At 68.7% G+C, this 17951-nt stretch carries 15 protein-coding genes; 5 read left to right on the top strand and 10 right to left on the bottom strand.

Features of this window, described 5'->3' with window-relative positions; genetic code table 11:
* Window positions 1–21: 21 nt before the first annotated feature.
* From WI697_RS05610 to WI697_RS05600, 3 genes are all read right to left on the bottom strand, one after another.
* Window positions 22–474, bottom strand: coding sequence for a GNAT family N-acetyltransferase (locus WI697_RS05610; RefSeq protein WP_296716343.1), 453 nt, complete (start codon window positions 472–474; stop codon window positions 22–24).
* Window positions 475–523: 49 nt separating this feature from the next.
* Window positions 524–1306, bottom strand: coding sequence for a 2OG-Fe dioxygenase family protein (locus WI697_RS05605; RefSeq protein ID WP_345957751.1), 783 nt, complete (start codon window positions 1304–1306; stop codon window positions 524–526).
* A 136-nt stretch (window positions 1307–1442) separates the two neighbouring features.
* Window positions 1443–2228 (bottom strand): fatty acid desaturase family protein, encoded by a 786-nt coding sequence (locus WI697_RS05600; protein WP_296716340.1) that lies wholly within the window; start codon window positions 2226–2228, stop codon window positions 1443–1445.
* A 429-nt stretch (window positions 2229–2657) separates the two neighbouring features.
* On the opposite strand from WI697_RS05600, the gene WI697_RS05595 reads away from it, so the two are divergent.
* Window positions 2658–3320 carry a pyridoxamine 5'-phosphate oxidase family protein gene (locus WI697_RS05595; RefSeq protein WP_345957750.1) on the top strand — a complete coding sequence of 221 codons (663 nt, stop codon included), beginning with the start codon at window positions 2658–2660 and terminating at the stop codon, window positions 3318–3320.
* Window positions 3321–3325: 5 nt separating this feature from the next.
* On the top strand, window positions 3326–4309 hold the full coding sequence (locus tag WI697_RS05590; protein ID WP_296716335.1) for an iron-containing redox enzyme family protein: 984 nt from the start codon (window positions 3326–3328) through the stop codon (window positions 4307–4309).
* A gap of 19 nt (window positions 4310–4328) precedes the next feature.
* On the opposite strand, the gene WI697_RS05585 is transcribed toward WI697_RS05590, so the two are convergent.
* From WI697_RS05585 to WI697_RS05575, 3 genes are read right to left on the bottom strand one after another with little or no spacing between them, the layout of a single operon-like run.
* Window positions 4329–5237: a ferritin-like domain-containing protein gene (locus WI697_RS05585; RefSeq protein ID WP_345957749.1), complete on the bottom strand. Its 909-nt coding sequence runs from the start codon at window positions 5235–5237 to the stop codon at window positions 4329–4331.
* 15 nt (window positions 5238–5252) lie between these two features.
* A complete protein-coding gene (bcp, locus tag WI697_RS05580) occupies window positions 5253–5714 on the bottom strand; it encodes a thioredoxin-dependent thiol peroxidase (RefSeq protein ID WP_014748285.1) in 462 nt (153 codons plus the stop codon).
* Complete coding sequence (locus tag WI697_RS05575) at window positions 5711–8749, bottom strand: bifunctional [glutamine synthetase] adenylyltransferase/[glutamine synthetase]-adenylyl-L-tyrosine phosphorylase (protein ID WP_345957748.1); 3039 nt, start codon at window positions 8747–8749, stop codon at window positions 5711–5713. Before WI697_RS05575 ends, bcp begins: the two co-directional genes overlap by 4 nt.
* 233 nt (window positions 8750–8982) lie before the next feature.
* On the opposite strand from WI697_RS05575, the gene WI697_RS05570 reads away from it, so the two are divergent.
* Complete coding sequence (locus WI697_RS05570) at window positions 8983–12381, top strand: YhdP family protein (RefSeq protein ID WP_345957747.1); 3399 nt, start codon at window positions 8983–8985, stop codon at window positions 12379–12381.
* Between the two features lie 7 nt (window positions 12382–12388).
* Here the strand turns inward: WI697_RS05570 and WI697_RS05565 are convergent, their stop codons facing one another.
* The 3 genes from WI697_RS05565 to WI697_RS05555 are packed head-to-tail and all read right to left on the bottom strand — an operon-like array spanning window position 12389 to window position 15492.
* Entirely contained in the window at window positions 12389–13441 is a 1053-nt protein-coding gene (locus tag WI697_RS05565) for an HlyD family secretion protein (protein ID WP_345957746.1), read from the bottom strand.
* 7 nt (window positions 13442–13448) lie between these two features.
* On the bottom strand, window positions 13449–15023 hold the full coding sequence (locus WI697_RS05560; RefSeq protein WP_385997791.1) for an MFS transporter: 1575 nt from the start codon (window positions 15021–15023) through the stop codon (window positions 13449–13451).
* A 1-nt stretch (window position 15024) separates the two neighbouring features.
* A complete protein-coding gene (locus tag WI697_RS05555; protein ID WP_345957744.1) occupies window positions 15025–15492 on the bottom strand; it encodes a MarR family winged helix-turn-helix transcriptional regulator in 468 nt (155 codons plus the stop codon).
* Window positions 15493–15709: 217 nt separating this feature from the next.
* Between WI697_RS05555 and WI697_RS05550 the strand changes: the two genes are divergently transcribed.
* Both WI697_RS05550 and WI697_RS05545 read left to right on the top strand, forming a co-directional pair.
* The gene (locus WI697_RS05550) at window positions 15710–16354 is read left to right on the top strand and encodes a YceI family protein (protein WP_296716317.1); all 645 of its coding nucleotides are present in this window, start codon (window positions 15710–15712) and stop codon (window positions 16352–16354) included.
* Window positions 16355–16390: 36 nt separating this feature from the next.
* On the top strand, window positions 16391–16570 hold the full coding sequence (locus WI697_RS05545; RefSeq protein ID WP_062763955.1) for a hypothetical protein: 180 nt from the start codon (window positions 16391–16393) through the stop codon (window positions 16568–16570).
* 76 nt (window positions 16571–16646) lie between these two features.
* On the opposite strand, the gene tyrS is transcribed toward WI697_RS05545, so the two are convergent.
* On the bottom strand, window positions 16647–17903 hold the full coding sequence (gene tyrS / locus WI697_RS05540; RefSeq protein WP_345957743.1) for a tyrosine--tRNA ligase: 1257 nt from the start codon (window positions 17901–17903) through the stop codon (window positions 16647–16649).
* Window positions 17904–17951: the final 48 nt, after the last annotated feature.

Below are 17951 nucleotides of genomic sequence, written 5' to 3'. Positions count from 1 at the left end.
AGTATCCTCGTGATGGCGATGTCAGGCTGGGCCCAGCGGGCGCAGAAAATGGAAGCCGACGACCTGGAAGCCTTCCCGGAACCAGAATTTCTGGGCGCGGGCATTGGTCACGAAGGTGTCGAGCACCATGGACTCGCAGCCTTCGTCGCGGGCCAGCCCGGCCAGACGGTCCAGCAGAACCCGGCCCGCCCCGCGGGACCGGCGGGTATCGTCGGTCACGAAGTGGTCGACATAGAGAAAACGGCCATAGCAGATGCGCTCCATGATCCGGAAACCGGAGAGCGCGACGATCTGGCCGGCCTCGCGCATCACCAGGCAGCGCCAGTCGCCGGCGGCGACGCGGGCCAGGCGTGCGGCGATGGTCTCTGCGGGGATGGCCGGGTACAGCCGGGTCAGCAGGGGCAGGATCTCCTCTGGCCGGCTGCGGTCGATTTCGGCAATGCCGTGGGGCCGCGAGGCGGAATGAACCGTCATCACCGGGTCCTCCTTCCGGGGCGCCGGGGCGCCGTGGGTGTCCGGGGCATCAGGGCACGTAGAGCTGATCGGCGGCCGTGTCCGCGTGGTAGAACTCCACGACGATCACGTCGCGGGTCCCCCGCCCGGTACCGTCTGCGGGCAGCACCGGCGTGGCGTCGTGATAGGTCCGCTCGTCCAGCAGCAGAACGAAATCACCCGGCCGTTCCAGAACGCGGCTGAGCAAGGGGCGCCGGTCGTCGTCGTGCACGCTGTTCACGGCGCCGGTCACGTTCTGTCGGGCGATGCCCATGATCAGCGAGTAGCGCACCCCGTCGCGATGCAGGCCTTCGGGGACGGGCAGGCCGGTCTGTGCGGGGTCGGTTTCGGTACGGTTCAGATAGACGTTGATGTCCCAGCTGGTGACGCCGTCCACCAGGCCCAGCACCGTGGCGAAGCCGTCGAGCAGCGCGACGAAGGCCGGGTTGGCGATCGTCTGGGGCAGGATCGGCTCGAAATGGCGCAGCATCCCGCCGTTCAGCGGGTTGAGGTGAAGCGGCTGGGCATAGGGGGCATGCGCCTTCAGGCGCAGCCGGCCCCGGCCGGCGCCGTTCTCCCGGCTGTGGTGGAAGCGTGAAAACCGGCGGCGGCGATAGGTGCCGCCGTCATTCATGTAGCGGTCGACCGGCAGATCGTCCCAGGCGGCGCTGAGCGCGGCCCAGTCGTCGGTGGTGGTGACCGGCGTGATGCTGATCTCGTCCAGCGAGGACGAGACGGCAAGGCTGTCCGGCAGAGAGAGGAAAACCTCGGGAACGAAGGACGGTGTTGTCGTTGGCAGCGGCGCATCGGGCATGAAGGGGCAAGCCATTCGCAGGATGGTGAAGAGGTCTGCGGGGGCGGGACGACCGGCGGGGGTGGGCAGAAGACGGGAGTGGGCAGAAGACGGGAGTGGGCAGAAGACTGGAGTGGGCAGAAGACGGGGGGCCGGATCAGGCGGTGCGGGCGGTGCGGCCGAAGATTTCGGCGAAGAAGCGGCCATAGAACGCGCGATATCCCTGGTCGCGGTTCACGATCCGCGGGCCGATCCGTTCGTGCAGGGTGCGCAGGGATTCCACCGGCAGCCCGGCCTGGTAGTGATGCTCCACATGAAGATTGTTGCCGTTGGTGAACCAGGTCATGAACCGGTTGGAGGTGATCGACCTGGTGTTGGTGAAGACGTCGGGCGTGCTGCGATCGCAGCCATGATGCTCGGGCAGTTCCACCAGCGCATGGACCGGTCCGGCAATCAGCACCAGCGGCAGCAGCCAGCCGGTCAGGAAGATCAGCGGATCGATCGCGATCGAAGCGGCGACCAGTGCCAGAATCATCACCGCCATGGCCCGGTATTCGGTCCCGGCATAGCGGGCCGCGCGGGACGGCAGATCGGGATCGTTGCGGAAGGTCACGGCCCTGAAGATATTCGCCCCGGCCCGCTGATAGTGCTTGAGGATCAGGAAGTGGACCGCGAGTGCGCGCATGCTGATGCGTGAGATGTCGCCATAGTCCCAGAATTCCCGGTCCGCCGGCGTACCGAGTGCCCGGTGATGGTGAAGATGACTGGCCCGGTAGGCACTGAAGGATACCAGCATGGGCAGCCCCATCAGGGCGCCGGCGATCCGGTTGGCCAGACGTCCCGAGAACGCCGTGCCGTGCAGGGCCTGGTGGCTGAGTTCCACGCCATGAACCATGCCGAGGGCCAGCAGGATCTGAAACGGCAGGATATAGGGCAGCGGCATCGTCACGCTTCCCCAGAAGCCGACACCCATCATCAACCCCCAGGCGAAAAACTTAAGGGCAAAGATGGTATTCGACGGCGTTCGCCGGATCCCGGACAGGTCCTCGTTACGCCCGGCTCTTGCCGTATGCATCTCTGACATGTTCGTCCCCATAAATAAAAACCGCCGTGTCGTGCATTTGGCGTCAGACATGAGAGTCAGATCATTGAGTCAGCGTGCAAGAATGACTCATGATTCTGAATGTATACTCTGATGTGTACTGACGATATCGCGGCTGCAAAAAATGAATGACGGATTTTGACTCGGTGAGTCAAGGAAATTGACTCTTTTGGTTGAATTTTAGGAATTGAAAAAAATCTATAAGGGAGTAATGATGCACTGCGATATGAGGGGCGATGCCGGAGCACGCGTCGGAGGGGGAGTTATCCCATGTCGCAGAATTTCTACCATGACGGGAGCCGCCGCCTGCAGGACGCCTTCGACTCCCGGCGTCTTGCGGACCGGCTCGAAAGCGCCCGCATGCATGTCACCTGGTCGCAGAGCGACCGGGAGATCATCGCCGCCGCCGCCTTCTTCTTCCTTGCCACGGCGGATGCCGACGGACGGCCCGACTGCTCGATCAAGGGCGGGATGCCGGGCTTCGTGATGCTGACGGCGGACGATCGGCTGGAATTCCCCGATTATGATGGCAATGGCATGTACAGATCGCTGGGAAACATCCTGGTCAATCCGCATGTCGGACTTCTGTTCGTCGAACTGACCGGGGAGCGCCGCAAGCTTCGGATCAACGGCAGGGCACAGGTGATCGAAGACCCGGCGCGGGTCGCCCGCCACCACGCCGCCCGGCTGGTGGTGGAGGTGACTGCCGGCCACATCTTCCCGAACTGTCCCCGCTATCTCCCCGAACTGGTCGATGCGGAGAGGGCGGCCTCGGAGAAGGCCGGCATCCTGCCGTCGGTCTACGCGCCGCGGCCCGGCTATCTGCCGCCCGAACCGCTGTGGAAGAGCAAGCCCGACCTCAAGGAGGTCCTGCCCGCCGCCCGGCCACCGATCGGGGCCCATGATGGCGTCGACGACCCCACCCGGAAGTGAGATCCATGCATATCGCGAACAGGCTGGACACCCAGCGCCGTCTGAATGCCTTCTACCTGCGCGAGATGGCGCCGGCCCATCGCGCCCACGAGGTGCCCGTACATCCGGCGGAATTCCGGCGGATTCACGAAATCGAGGCGATGTGGAACGCCTATGAGGAAAGCCGCATCGATCTGAGCGATCTGCCGGCGGATGCCGAGGGTTTTGCCGCCTGGTATTTCGAGGTTCACAAGCGGCATTGCCGCGAGGTCGCCCCCTTCTTCGACTACATCGCCGAGGCGGCGCCCGCCGAAGCGATGGCCTTCTACATCTGCCTGGAAGAAGAGGTGGACGGTCGTTTCGACGATGTCGTGGCCCTGGCGCAGCTGGGGCTGGGCGGCGATATGAAGCTTGCCCTGGCCGAGAATTTCTGGGACGAGATGGGCAATGGCCGCCTGGAAGACATGCACACGGTGATGTTCTGCCGGTCCTCGGCCTATATGCGCGACATCCTCGATCGGGCGGGCATCGACGTCCGGGATCAGGTCCCGGCCTCGGCCCTGAAGAACGGCAATCTGCTGCTGATGTACGCCTTGCGGCGGCGCCATGCCGGCCGGCTGCTGGGGGCGCTCACCATCCTGGAGCACACCGCACCCTGGCGTTTCTCCCGGACCGTGCGCGGCATGCGCCGCCTCGGCATGCCGGAAGATGTGATCCACTATCACGACCTGCATATCGCGATCGATGCGGGCCACGGCCGGGACCTGATCCGGCGTGTGGTTCTGCCGCTGCTTGCGGACCATCCGGGGCTGATCCGCGAAGTCGCGATCGGCTGCCTGATCCGCTATCGGGTGGCGGTGGACTATTACGACGGCATCGCCCGGACCCTGTCGCAGACCGGTTTTGCGGTGCCCTGGCGGGCAGGGGAGCCGGCACCGGCTGCCGGTGCCTTCGACGATCAGGCCTTCCGCCGCGAATTTCCCGAGGCGGGGCTGATGGAAGCCTCGTGATCACCGGGGGGGCGGGGCATCACCGGGCGTGGGGGCGGGCGTCCTTCTCTTCCCGCGCCTCGCCCGTGCGCATCTCCACCAGCGGCTCGTAATCTTCCGGCACCATGCCGGCGCGGGCCCGGGCATCCGCATTGAAGGGCGGTTTCACCCGGCCGGGGAACAGGCGGCGGACCCGGTCGTGGAACAGGGCCCGTGCCGTGGTGCCGCGGGCGGTCGCGACATGGGTCAGCCAGCGCAGCCCGGCGGCGACATGGCCGACCTCGTCGCGATAGATCACGCGCAGCGCATCGGCCGAAGCGGTATCGCCGAAGTCGTCCAGCCGGCGGATCATGTCGGGGGTGACGTCCAGGCCGCGGGCCTCCAGCACCATCGGCACCACCGCCAGCCGGCCGGTCATGTCATGGGCGGTCGCCATCGCCGCTTCCCACAGCCCGTCATGGGCGGGCAGGTCGCCATAGGCCGCGCCCAGCGCTTCCAGCCGGTCGGCGACCAGGCCGAAATGGCGCGCCTCGTCGTCGGCGATGCCGACCCAGTCGTCGACGAAGCGCCGGCAGACCGTCTCGTCCGCATCGATCTCCGCACCGAAGCGTGCCGCCATGTCGACCGCCAGATCGATGGCGTTGAACTCGATATGGGCGAGCGCATGCAGCAGCCGCACCCGGCTGGCGACGCTGCCGCCGCGGCCGCGCTTGGGCATGCGCGACGGCGGCAGCAGAACCGGGCGGTCCGGCCGGGCCGGGCGCAGCGGCAGCGCCGCCGCCCCGCCATCTGCCGGGGTGGCCATCATGGTCGGGGCAGCCAGGGTCGGGGCAGCCAGGCGTCCGGCCCGCCAGTCCGCCGCCAGCGCCCGCGCCGCGGCGGCCTTGGCGCGGGGCTCCGCGGTCAGCAGAACCCCGATGGCGGCGGGGATGAAGGCAGCTGTGGTCACGGGATGCGTCACCCGTCAGAGCGCGTCGATGGCCGCCTTCACGGCCTCGGCATGGCCGTCGACCTTCACCTTGCGCCAGATCTTCCGCACGGTGCCGGTGCCGTCGATCAGGAAGGTGCTGCGCTCGATGCCCATCGATTTGCGGCCATACATGTTCTTCTCGACCCAGACGCCATAGGCCTCGCAGACCGCGCCGTCGGTATCGGCCGCCAGCGGGAAGTTCAGGTCGTATTTGGCCTTGAATTTGTCATGGGCGGCGACGCTGTCCTTCGAGACGCCGATCACCACCGCATCCAGCTTTTCCAGCGCCGGATGCAGATCGCGGAAGGCGCAGGCCTCCTTGGTGCAGCCGGGCGTGTCGTCGCGCGGGTAGAAATAAAGCACCACCGTCTTGCCCGCGAGGGCGGCCAGCGACACCTCGCCGCCGCCATCGGTGGGCATGGTGAAATCCGGGGCCTTGGCGCCTTCCTCGATCATCGTTTCGTCTCCATCGCGGTCTTGGGGTCCGCCCCGGCATCCGCCGCGCCTTCGGCCTTCACCCGGGCGGCGACATCGGTGACGTAGCGGTCGAAATGGGCGTACACGCGCGCCTGGCAAGAGCGGAGCACGTCACCGATCGCCTCGGCATCCGCGCCCTCGTCGAGGCGCGCGGCCCGGGCGAGGGCGGCGATCAGCCCCGGGGGCGCCGTCCGGCCGTCGAAGCGGCCGGTGACGGTCAGCCGGAGCAGGCCCAGCATGCGCCGCTGAAGCCTTACCGCATCGGCAAGCATCGCGCCATCCTCGATCAGCCCCAGCTCTCCCGCCCGGGCCAGCACCAGGGCCGTGTCGCCCAGCAGCAGCCCGGGCATGTCCGGCCCGTGGATCAGCTGCAGCTGCTGGGCCAGAAACTCCAGATCGACCAGCCCGCCGCGGACGTGTTTGACCTGCCAGCAATCCTCGGTGCCGTGTTCCTGGGCGATCCGGCGGCGCATATCCGCCACCTCGACCACCACCCGGTCGGCATCGCGGGGGGTGAGCAGCACCTCGCGCACCACCTGGTTCAGATCCTGCGTCAGGCTGTCGTCGCTGGCCGCCACCACCCGGGCGCGGGTCAGCGCCATATGTTCCCAGGTCCAGGCATCCTCGCGGTGATAGCGGCGGAAGGCATCCAGATGGCTCGCCACCGGCCCCGACGAGCCCGAGGGCCTGAGCCGGGTGTCGATTTCGTAAAGCCGGCCTTCCCCGGTCAGTGCCGAGATCGCCGAGATGAAGCGCTGGGCAAGGCGGGCATAGTAGTGTGATGGCCCCAGCGGCCGGCTGCCATCCGATCCGGCCTCGCCCGAGGCGTCGTAGACGACGACCAGATCCAGGTCGCTGTCGATCGACATCTCGCGCGATCCCAGCCGCCCCTGGGCCAGGATCGCGATCCGTCCGCCGGGCATCCGGCCATGGGCCTGGGCGAATTCGTCCAGCACCCGCGGCAGCAGGGCGCCGATCACCGCATCGGCGATGGCGGTCAGTACCGGGGCTGCGGCATCGGCATCGGTCAGCCCGCGCAGGATGTGCACCCCCACCTGGAACTTGCGCTCCCCCGCCCAGCGGCGGGTGAGGTCCAGCGTGTCTTCATAGTCGATCGCCCGCGACAGCACCCGCTCCAGATCGGCGGCCAGCGCCTCGGGCGTCGCCAGTTCCGAAAAGAAATCGGGGTCGAGCACGGCTTCCAGCAGCGACGGCCGGCGGGCGAGCTGTTCCGACAGTTTGGGCGCCGTACCCATGGCCTCGGCCACCAGTTCCAGCAGTTCGGGGTTGCTGTGGAACAGGGCGAAGATCTGCACGCCCGAGGGCAGTTCGCCCAGGAAGGCGTCGAAGCGCATGAAGGCCGCATCGGGATCGCCGGTCCCGCCCAGGCGGGAGAGCAGTTCCGGCATGATCTCGGTCAGGATCTGGCGGGCGCGGCCGCTGCGGGTGGCGCGGACCCGGCCGCGATGCCATTCGCGCACGCGGGCGACCACGCGCGACGGCTCGCGATAGCCCATCCGCTCCAGGGTCTCGATCGTGTCGGGGTCGTCCTCGGTGCCGGTGAAGACCAGGTTGCCCTCGGCGGTGCCAAGCCCCGGCGCGTCGTCGAACAGTTCCGCATAGGCCTTCTCCACCCCCTTCAGCGTGTCGAGCAGCACCCGGCCGAATTCGGCCGGGTCTTCGAAGCCTGAAAACGCCGCCACGCGGGCGAAGGCGGCCTCGTCTTTGGGCAGGGAATGGGTCTGGGCGTCGTCGACCATCTGCAGCCTGTGCTCGATGGTGCGCAGCAGCCGGTAGGCGGTCTTCAGCCGCGCCGCCACCGGCGCCTCCACCCGCTGTTCGGCGACCAGCGCATCCAGCGCCGCCTCGGTCGCGCGCGCTCTCAGCGCCGGCGAGCGGCCGCCGAAGATCAGCTGCTGGGTCTGGCAGAAGAATTCGATCTCGCGGATGCCGCCGCGGCCGAGCTTCAGATTGTGGCCGGGCAGGTCCAGCCCGTCGCCCGAGCGATGGGCGTTGATCTGGCGCTTGATCGAATGGATGTCGGCGATGGCGTAGAAATCCAGGCTCTTGCGCCAGACGAAGGGCGTCAGCCGCTTCAGGAACAGCTGGCCGGCGGTCTCGTCGCCGGCCACCACCCGGGCCTTGATCATCGCGGCCCGTTCCCAGTTCTGGCCGACGCTTTCGTAATAGACCTCGGCCGCTTCGGCCGAGAGCGCAAGCGGGGTGGAGGCCGGGTCCGGGCGCAGGCGCAGATCGGTGCGGAAGACATAGCCTTCGGCGGTGCGCGCCTCCATCAGCTTCACCAGATCGCGGGCGATGCGGGTGAAAACCGGCTGGGGGTGGCGGTCATCGGCCATCTGCACCCGCTCGGGCTCGTAGAGCACGATCAGGTCGATATCCGAGGAATAGTTCAGCTCGCAGGCGCCGAACTTGCCCATGCCCAGCGCGAAAAGCCCGCTCGTCGGCCCCGGATCCTCGGGGGTGTCCAGCCGGATCTCGCCGCGCCTGGCCGCATCGCGCAGCAGATGGGCGAAGGCCGCCTGAAGCGCCGCCTCGGCGGTGTCGGAAACGGCGCCGGTCACCTCGGCCAGCGACCAGATCCCGGCCAGATCGGCCAGCCCGATCACCAGCGCGGCCCGCCGTTTCAGCCGGCGCAGCTCTGCCATCACCTGCGCCTCGGTGCCGCCCTGGCGTTTCAGCGCCTCGAAACCCGCGCGGATCTCGTCGAAGGCCGCCACGGGGCCAAGGCGCACGGTGCGCGCCAGAACCGGCGCCTCGATCACCGCCAGCTGGGTCAGATAGGCGCTGCCGCAGGCCATGCCGTCGATCAGTCGCCGGCCGGTCGGATCCTCCAGAAACGCCCGAAAGGCGGCCAGATCGTCCGCCGCATCGCCTTGCGCCTCGCCCAGCCGTTCCAGGATGCGCTCGCGGGCGATCGCGGCGCGGTCGGGGTCGGCCACGACCGGCAGGCGATGGCCCGGGGCGGCGTCGAGCAGGGGCGAAGCGGCGGTCATGCGGGGGCTTCCGGTACGGGCGCAGCCAGGGGCGCGGGGGTGGGGCAGGGATGACACGTAATGATCACGCAAGCAGGCCATGCGACCATGCGACGGACACCGTCTTGGCGCTTCGCGCGACCGGCATTACCTGCTAGACACCGGATCATAACCCCTGCCGGGACGCAAGACCCGGTGCATCGCCTCCACTGCCGCCTGCCGCCGGCCCATCAGGACAGTAAGGACGCGCCCGCATGATCGTCAGGATCTCGACCTGGGTCGTCCGTCTTGTGCTCGGGCTGCTGCTGGTCGTCATTCTGGCGCTGGCGGCCGCAGGCTTCCGGCTGGCCGCGGGGCCGGTCGATCTGGGGCCGGCCGGGCCGTGGATCGCCGACCGGCTGGAACTGGCAGAAGGCCGTTTCCGGATCGATGCCGGCGAGGCCCGGCTCTCGCTCGACGCCACCAATGTCGCCCTCACCCTGGCGGTCGAGGACGTCCGGATCATCGACCGGTTCAACCAGCCGGTGCTGCGCCTGCCCGGCCTGCGGATCGGGCTGTCGGTCGGCGACCTGATCGCCCAGCGCATCGCGCCCACGGTGCTGGAGGTGACCGGCGTCGAGCTGGCCGTCCAGCGCGCACCCTCGGGCGAGGTCTCGCTGGCCCTGCTCGATGCGGCGCCGCTCGAACGTGCCCGGGCGCCCGAAGACGGGCTGCCGATCGCGCAGCTGAGGCCGCTTTTCGATGCCGATGCGCCGCTGCCCGAGCCGGTGGCACCCGATCCGGAACTCCGCGCTGCCGACCCCGCCGCCCCGCCGGTGCCGGCCGAACCCGCCTCCGATGTCGACCGGCTGCGCGGCTGGCTCAATCAGATGGCCGACCCGGGCGCCTGGGCGCTGGACATGACCCGGGTGCAACTGGTCCGTGTGGCGGCGGTGGACGTCACCTATCAGGATGGCGTCGCCGGCTTTTCGGGCCAGGTTTCCGGTCAGGATCTGCGCCTGATCCGCGAGGGGGAGCGGATCAGGGTCGCGGTCGAGCTGTCGGGCGACGTCGCGGGCGAGGCGGTCGGCGCCTCGCTGGGCGGCGTGGTCATCCCTGATCAGGGCGCGGCCGATCTGGACCTGACCATCCATCCCACCCGCGTCGACCGGATCGCGGCCGTGCTCGGCCTGCCGGCGCCCTTCGACGGCCTCGCTTTGCCGCTGCAGGGGGTGGTGGAAATGAAGATGGCCGATCGTCGGATCGATCGGCTGCGCCTCCATGCCACGGCGGGGGCGGGAGAGGTCGACTGGCCCGGCGTCATCGCCCGGCCGCTGCCGGTGGAGCGGGTCGTGCTCGCCGCCGATCTCACCGAAGACGGCAACCGCCTGGAGGTCACCCGTGCCGATCTCCGCCTGGCCGACGGTGCCGCACTCGGCGGCAGCGTCACCGTCACCGGCCTGAACGGCCCGGCCGCGGGGCTCGGCATATCGGGCGGGATGATCGGCGGCGATCTCGCCGTCGACGATATCGACCGCTACTGGCCGCTCGGCCAGCAGGAGGCGGCGCGCGACTGGGTGATTTCGCGGGTGCGCGGCGGCCGGGTCGACGGCGTGTCGGTGGTGCTCGACATCCGCCCGGGCATGCTGGGCGCCGACGGGCATCTGGCACCCACGGCCATTCAGGGCGATTTCGCCTATCGGGGCATCTCGGTCGATTATGAACGGCCGCTGCCGCCGGCGCGCGATCTGGCCGGCACCGGCAGTTTCGATCTCCGCGGCCTGCGCTTCAATCTGAAGGATGGTGGCCGTGCCGGCGATACCGGGCTCCGTCTCGGGGCGGCCCGGGTCGCCATCGAAGGCTTCGGCGTCAAGACCGAGCCCACAAGGGTCGAGTCGATGATCCCGATCTCGGGCCCGGTCGCCGATGCGGTGCGCGTGCTCGCCATGCCGCCGATCGAATTCGTCGACCCGGCCCTGTCCAAACCCGATGGCCTGGAGGGGCGCACGGATATCGATCTCACCCTCAAACTGCCGCTCGGCCAGGACAAGCCCGATGTCCGCTATACCGCCCGCGGCCGGATCGAGGCGCTGGCGCTGCGCAAGGCGGTGCTCGGGCTCGACATGGCCGAGGGCAGTTTCGCGGTCGCGGTCGACAATGCCCAGGCGCGGCTGACCGGCCGGGCGGCGATCGGCGGTGCGCCGCTCGACATCGACTGGCGGCAGGCGATTGCCGCGCGCACGGATTGGGAGCGGCGGGTGGATGTCGCGGGCACGCTGGACGAGGCGGCCCGCAAGCGTGCCGGCTTCGACCTGGATCCCTATCTCACCGGCCCGATCGGCCTGAAGCTTGCGGTCGAGGTGCCGCGCGGCAAGCCCGACGAGCCGGTCATCCGGGTCGATGCCGATCTGGCCCGATCGCGCCTCGCCATCCCCGATATCGGCTGGTCCAAGCCTGCCGGAACCGCCGGGCAGCTGACGGCCACGGTTCACCCCCACGCCGTGCCGGGCGGTGCGGGTCCGGGCGGCGAAGTCATCGACATCCGCGATCTGCGTGTCGAGGCGGGCGATCTCTATTCGCTCGGCACGCTCAGGGTGGCGGCGGGCCGGCTGCTGGAGGCGAAGATCGCGCGCTTCGATCTGGGCGACAGCCGGCTGCGGATCGATTATCGCGCCGGCCGCGACGGTGCGGCCGACCGGGTCTCGCTGGCCGGGCGGATGCTCGATGTCGAACCGCTGATCGACCGCAAGGGCGGCGAGACGCCCGCCGAGATCCGCGATCCGGCGGCACCGCCGAAGCGGATCGATCTGGAATTGGCGCTTGATCGGGTGCGGATCGACGATGAACGGCATCTGGACCGGGCCCGCGGCTCGGTCTCGATCGCGAACGGCCATTGGCGCGAAGCGCGGCTGCAGGCGGTGCTGCCGGTGGCGCCGGAAACCGCGGCGGCTGCCGGCAATCGCGGGCCGGGCATGGTGTCGGTCGCGATCGGTGGCGGTGCCGCCGCCGTCGGCGGCCGGACCATCCGGCTGGAGACCGACCGGATGGACGATCTCATAGCCTTTGCCGGGCTGCGTGGCCGCATTGCCGGCGGATCGATGGTGATCGACGGGGTGATCGACGACAGCGTCGCCCATGATCTGATCCGCGGCCATCTGGTCGGCCGCGACTATCGCCTGCAGAACGCGCCCGCCATCGCCCGCGCCCTGGCGACGGCCTCGCCGGCCGGGGTGTCCGACAAGCTGGGCGGGCGCGACGGTATCGCCTTCAGCGTGCTCGACGGCGATTTCGTCTACGAGGACGGGGTCGTCACGCTGTCCGAGGCCCGGGCCCATGGCAGCGAGGTCGGCGTCACCGCCTCGGGGCAGATCGATATCGACGGCGGCACCATCGACATGGCCGGCACGCTGGTGCCGCTCTATACCCTGAACAGCGCCATCGGCCGCATCCCGGTGATCGGCGATCTGCTGGTGGGAGAGGAGGGCAGCGGCATCTTCGCCGCCACCTATCGGCTGAAGGGGCCGCTCGACGACCCGGATGTCAGCGTCAACCCGCTCGCCGCCCTGGCGCCGGGCTTCCTGCGCAACCTGTTCGGCGCCATCGCCGACGGGGTGACGGGCAAGGCCGGCAGCCCGCCGACCGGCACCGATCCCAAGCCGGACTTCAATCGTTGATGGCCGATCAGCCGCGGCCGGCACCGCCGTCGGTGTCGACCCGCACCACCACCGACAGGCCCGGTGCCAGACCGTCCAGCGCCGGCTGGTCGCCGTCGATCGCGATCCGGACCGGCAGGCGCTGCGCCACCTTGGTGAAGTTGCCGGTGGCGTTGTCGGGCTTCAGCACCGCGAATTCCGAGCCGGTGGCGGGGGAGAAGCGCTCGATCCGCCCCCGGAAGCTCTGGCCGGGCAGGGCATCGACGGTGAACGAGACCGGCTGACCGGGCCGCATGCCGCTGAGCTGGGTTTCCTTGAAATTGGCGATGATCCAGCGATCGGCCGGCACGATCGCCGCCAGCTGGGTGCCGGCCGTGACATACTGGCCGAGCCGGACGCCGATCTCGCCCATCCGCCCGTCGACCGGTGCCGTGATCCGGGTGTTGTCGAGGTCGATCCGCGCCAGCCGCACCGCCGCGCGTGCCGCTTCCACCGCCGCGTCCAGCGTGCCGCGGCCGACGATCACGCTCTGGAGATCCTGTTTCGCCACCTCGACCGCCGCCTCTGCCTGGGCGAGGGCGGCGGCTGCCTGGTCGCGGGCGGCATGGGCGGCATCGGCCGCGGCGCGCGTTGCGGCACCGCGGGTGATCAGCGCATCCACCCGGCCCGCATCGGCGCGGCTGCGGGTCAGGGCCGCCTGCGCGCTGTCGACCGCCGCCTTCGCCGAGGCGATGCGCGCCTCGGCGGCAAGCCGGTCCTGATCGGCATTGGCCAGCGCGGCCTGCCTGCCGGCCAGCTCCGCCTCGGCCTGCTCCAGCCGGCGGGCATAGATCCGGTCGTCGATCCGCACCAGCACCTGGCCGGCCCGGACCGTCTCGAAATCCCTGACCGCGATATCCGTCACATAGCCCGAAAGCTGGGGGGCGAGCAGGGTGACCCGGCCGCGGATATAGGCGTTCTCGGTCACCTCGACGCCGCTGTCGAAGGGCGGCAGCCGCCAGGCGTAAAGGACCAGCAGCGCACCGGCAAGGCCGGCGGCGAGGATGATCAGGGTCTTGAAATGGAAGATTTTCTTGGCCATGGGGACATCAGGAAGCGATCGCATCCGCCGTCCGGTGGACCCGGGCGACGAGCAGATGGAGGACAAGGCCGGCAAGCGCCAGGGCTGCCAGGGCCGAAATGGCGAGGAAGGCGTCGTTATAGGCGAGCACCGTCGCCTCGCGCGTCGCCTGTTTTGCGAGCAGGGCGATGCCTTCCGCATTGGTCAGGGCGGGATCGGTCAGCACATGACCATAGGCGCCGCCCAGCTGCTTCACGCGCGCCGCGACCAGCGGATCGGTCAGCACCACATCCTCGACCAGCCGGGCCGAATGGAACTTCTCGCGCAGCGTGACGAAGCTGCCGAACAGCGCAGAGCCCATCAGCCCGCCCAGGCTTTGGGTGAACAGGAAGACGGCGATGAAGCTGGTGATGAAGGTCGGCCCCTGTTTCAGGGTGTGCATCAGCCCGGTCAGCATGGCCGGCGGCAGGAACAGCATGCCGCCGAAGGCGATCAGCGCCTGGCTCAGATACATCTGGCCCGGGCGGGTCAGGCTGGTCGCATGACCGTCCATGAAGGCGCCCGCCATGATGCAGAGCAGGGCCACCGCGTGAAAGGCGGCGTCACGCCCCGGCTTCAGCAGCATCCCGCAGGTGATCCCGCCCGTGATCGAGGCCAGCAGGATCACGACCTGCAGCGACCGGCTTTGATCGTTGAGCAGGCCCAGCGTCTGGAACAGGCCGAAGGCGCCCGAGGTCTGTTCCGACAGCACCAGCCGGAAAACCAGCAGGATAGCCGCCACATGCAGGATCTCGGGGCTGGTCAGCCAGCGGATGTTGAGCAGCGGCGTTTCGCGATGGATCTCGATCGCGGCCGCGACCGTGATGCAAAGGGCGGACAGGGCGAGGCAGATCCCGATCCACGGTGCCTCCAGCCACCATTCATAGCGGCCCATCACCATCACCACTGCCAGCAGGCCGAAGCCGGTCGCGACCAGCGGGTAGCTGACGGCATCCAGCGGGTGGAGCATCTTCGTATGCGGGATCGGCGTCAGCGGCAGCCGGTGCACGGCGGCCATGGCGATCAGGGCGACCCCCGCCTCCATCAGATAAAGCCCGTGCCAGAGGCCGAGGTCGAGCAAAGCGGGCGAGATGATCCGGGCGAGCGGCGCGCTGAGCGTGGTGCAGGTGAGCGCGAGGTTGAGCCCCCAGGACAGCTTCTTCGATTGCGGGAAGGCCTCCAGCATATAAAGGAAGCCGAGCGTCGACATGGGCGAGGCGGCGACCCCGGCCAGGAAGCGCACCACCAGGGCCGCATGCAGATCCTGGACGAAGAGATGCAGGCACGACACCGCGACGAAGAGCGCGATGCCGATTTCGGTGAAGCGCCTGAGGCCGAACTGGTTGCGCACCTTCGTCAGCAGCATGGTCAGGCTGACATTGGGCGCCATATAGGCCGCCACCAGCCACATCGTCTCGTTGGTGGTGGCGCCGAGCGCGCCCGAGATCTGGCTGGTGTTGGCGGCGATCAGGTTCATCCCCAGCCCCTGCGCCGACCAGAGCAGCGCCGAGGTCGCGATGCAGGCGATCATCCGCCGGGTGGGGATGCCGGGCTCCTCGGTCACCTCAATCCGCCTCCCCGTCATCGGCGGCGGGGCCGCTTTCCAGATTGGCGATCATCCGGCGCAGCACCTTCAGGGTGACGGTCAGATCGGCCTCGGGGATGCCGCGCGCCATGGTGCTGCGCATCACCTCGGCCAGATCCTCGATTTCGTCGACCTGGTCTTCGGCCTCTTCGGTCAGATCGATCCGCTTCACCCGCCGGTCGGTCTCGGCGGGCGTCCGCCGGATCAGCCCCTGTTTCTCCAGCCCGTCGAGCAGGCGGACCACGGTCGGGTTCTCGATTTCCAGCAGCCCGGCCAGTTCGGTCTGGCTGATCCCCGGATGGCGGGCCAGCAGCATCAGCGCCCGCGCCCGGGCCAGCGTCAGCCCGCGGGTGCGGACCAGCGCATCGAAACCGGTGCGCATCTTGCGGCTGGCGGTGGCCAGCTCGTTGGTGACGTCGGAGCGCAGGGTGGCGGGACGGGATTTCATAGGGACCACATATATAGGGTGCTAATGATTGTCTGGCGACATTTATGCCGGATCGGCCTTGAGGGCAAGCCCCCGCCTTGCGCGGCCGCCCTGCGATCGGGGCAGGGCTGTGCGGGGTGTCACGCGGTTGCGCACACGCAATGGTCACGACGGATGTGAAAGACTGCGGGGCAGATATGCCGTCCACCGGTTTCGAAAGGATGATCGGATGCCGCCGATGATGAAGACCGTTCTCTCCGCCGCGATCCTCAGCACCGGCCTGGGCCTCAGCGCCGGCCTGGGCCTCGGCGCCGTTGCCGTCCCGGCCATGGCGCAGCAGGTGCCGGGTGCGGCCGATCCGTCACGGGTGGCCGCGGGCCGCTACACGGCCGATCCCGCCCATACCCAGATCACCTTCACGGTCGACCATTTCGGCTTCAACGCCTATCGCGGCATCGCCGGCGGCGCCAGCGGCACGCTTCAGATCGATCCGGCCGACCCGTCGAAAGCCAGCGTCGCGATGGAGGTTCCGGTCGACGGCCTGGTCACCACCAGCGCGGAGCTGGACGAGCATCTGCGGAGCCCCGATTTCTTCGACATGGCATCCCACCCCACCATCACCTTCCGCTCCACCGCGGTCGAGGTGGACGGCCTGACGGCGAAGATCACCGGCGACCTCACCATCCGCGGCGTCACCAGGCCGGTGGTGCTCGACGCCCGCTTCACCGGCGCCGGCATCAACCCCATGAACCAGGCCGCCACCATCGGCTTCGAGGCCGAGACCACCATCCGCCGCAGCGATTTCGGCATGACCTATATCGTGCCGATGGTCTCGGACGAGGTGATGCTGGAGATCGGTGCGGCGTTTGAGGCGGCGTCGTAAACTCGACGCGACGCACCAACGGGGGAGGCCATCAGGATGACGGAAGATGACGCGACCCGCAGTTCCCTGCCGGTCGATGACCAGGACGAAGAGGTGCGGGTGACTGCAGCGCGCCGACGCCTGCTCGACCGCCTGTCCCGACAGGACGTCGTCAATGCCGGCAGGTGGACGCGCGACGAACTATATGAACGCGGAGAACGGACCCCGTCGACATGATGGCGCGCGCATAGGAAAACGGGCGACCCCAACCGGTGCCGCCCGCATGTCGTCCCGACCGCTTGTCCGGTGCGGCTCAGCCGATCTTCACCAGCGCGTGGCGCTTGCGGCCGGCCGACAGTTTGATCTGGCCATCGGCCAGCCAGGCCGTGGTGATCGGCTGCTGTTCGTTCTCGATCTTCTCGCCGTTCAGGCGGGCGCCGCCGCCCTGGATGGTGCGGCGGGCTTCCTTGCGGCTGGGGGCGAGGCCGGCGCGGGCGAAGAGTTCGAAGGCCGGGATGCCGGCATCCAGTTCGGCGGCGGGGATCACGATCACCGGCAGATCCTCGCCGGCGGCACCTTCCTCAAAGGTGCGGCGGGCGGTTTCGGCGGCAGAGAGCGCCGCCTCTTCGCCATGCGCCATCTTCGTCGCCTCATGGGCCAGGATCTTCTTGGCCTCGTTGATCTCGGCGCCGCCCAGCGCTTCCAGCCGGGCGATTTCGTCCAGCGGCAGTTCGGTGAACAGCTTCAGGAAGCGGCCGACATCGGCATCGGCGGTGTTGCGCCAGAACTGCCAGTAGTCATAGGCCGACAGCATCTCGGCGTTCAGCCACACCGCACCGCCCGCGGTCTTGCCCATCTTCTGGCCCGAGGCGAGGGTGATCAGCGGCGAGGTCAGGCCGAACAGGCCGCGCTCGTCCACCCGTCGGCCCAGCTCCACGCCGTTGATGATGTTGCCCCACTGGTCCGAGCCGCCCATCTGCAGCAGGCAGTTCTGCCGGCGCGACAGTTCCAGGAAGTCGTAGGCCTGGAGAATCATGTAGTTGAATTCCAGGAACGACATCGGCTGCTCGCGCTCCAGCCGGAGCTTGACCGACTCGAAGGTCAGCATGCGGTTGACCGAGAAGTGCCGGCCATAGTCGCGCAGGAACGAGATATAGCCCAGCCCGTCCAGCCAGTCGGCATTGTTGACCATCACCGCATCGGTGGCGCCGTCGCCGAACTGCACGAACTTGTCGAAGACCTGGCGGATGCCGGCCATGTTCTCGGCGATGGCGGCATCGTCGAGCATCTTGCGGGCCTCGTCGCGGCCGGTCGGATCACCGATCCGGGTGGTGCCGCCGCCCAGCAGCACGATCGGCTTGTGGCCGGTCTTCTGCAGCCAGCGCAGCATCATGATCTGCACCAGGCTGCCGACATGCAGGCTTTTGGCCGTGCAGTCGAAGCCGATATAGCCGGCGACCGTGCCCTGGTTCAAGCGCTCGTCCAGCCCCTCCAGGTCGGTTGCCTGGTGGAGATAGCCGCGCTCGACCATTACGCGCACGAAGTCGGACACGTAGCGGCGATCGGTCATCGGCAGGGTTCCTCTTGCACGAAAGCGGCCGGCCGTGGATGGTTCAGG

The organism is Tistrella mobilis (genome assembly GCF_039634785.1).
In the GTDB taxonomy this organism is placed as follows: Bacteria; Pseudomonadota; Alphaproteobacteria; order Tistrellales; family Tistrellaceae; genus Tistrella; species Tistrella mobilis.
This window is presented reverse-complemented; position numbering and strand designations above follow the sequence as displayed.

Coding starts and splice junctions, on each gene's coding strand:
- tyrS (WP_345957743.1), bottom strand. CDS start 17,903: ATGACCGATCGCCGCTACGTGTCCGACTTCGTGCGCGTAATGGTCGAG.
- WI697_RS05550 (WP_296716317.1), top strand. CDS start 15,710: ATGATGAAGACCGTTCTCTCCGCCGCGATCCTCAGCACCGGCCTGGGC.
- WI697_RS05545 (WP_062763955.1), top strand. CDS start 16,391: ATGACGGAAGATGACGCGACCCGCAGTTCCCTGCCGGTCGATGACCAG.
- WI697_RS05610 (WP_296716343.1), bottom strand. CDS start 474: ATGACGGTTCATTCCGCCTCGCGGCCCCACGGCATTGCCGAAATCGAC.
- WI697_RS05565 (WP_345957746.1), bottom strand. CDS start 13,441: ATGGCCAAGAAAATCTTCCATTTCAAGACCCTGATCATCCTCGCCGCC.
- WI697_RS05570 (WP_345957747.1), top strand. CDS start 8,983: ATGATCGTCAGGATCTCGACCTGGGTCGTCCGTCTTGTGCTCGGGCTG.
- WI697_RS05575 (WP_345957748.1), bottom strand. CDS start 8,749: ATGACCGCCGCTTCGCCCCTGCTCGACGCCGCCCCGGGCCATCGCCTG.
- WI697_RS05600 (WP_296716340.1), bottom strand. CDS start 2,228: ATGCCGCTGCCCTATATCCTGCCGTTTCAGATCCTGCTGGCCCTCGGC.
- WI697_RS05555 (WP_345957744.1), bottom strand. CDS start 15,492: ATGAAATCCCGTCCCGCCACCCTGCGCTCCGACGTCACCAACGAGCTG.
- WI697_RS05595 (WP_345957750.1), top strand. CDS start 2,658: ATGTCGCAGAATTTCTACCATGACGGGAGCCGCCGCCTGCAGGACGCC.
- bcp (WP_014748285.1), bottom strand. CDS start 5,714: ATGATCGAGGAAGGCGCCAAGGCCCCGGATTTCACCATGCCCACCGAT.
- WI697_RS05605 (WP_345957751.1), bottom strand. CDS start 1,306: ATGCCCGATGCGCCGCTGCCAACGACAACACCGTCCTTCGTTCCCGAG.
- WI697_RS05590 (WP_296716335.1), top strand. CDS start 3,326: ATGCATATCGCGAACAGGCTGGACACCCAGCGCCGTCTGAATGCCTTC.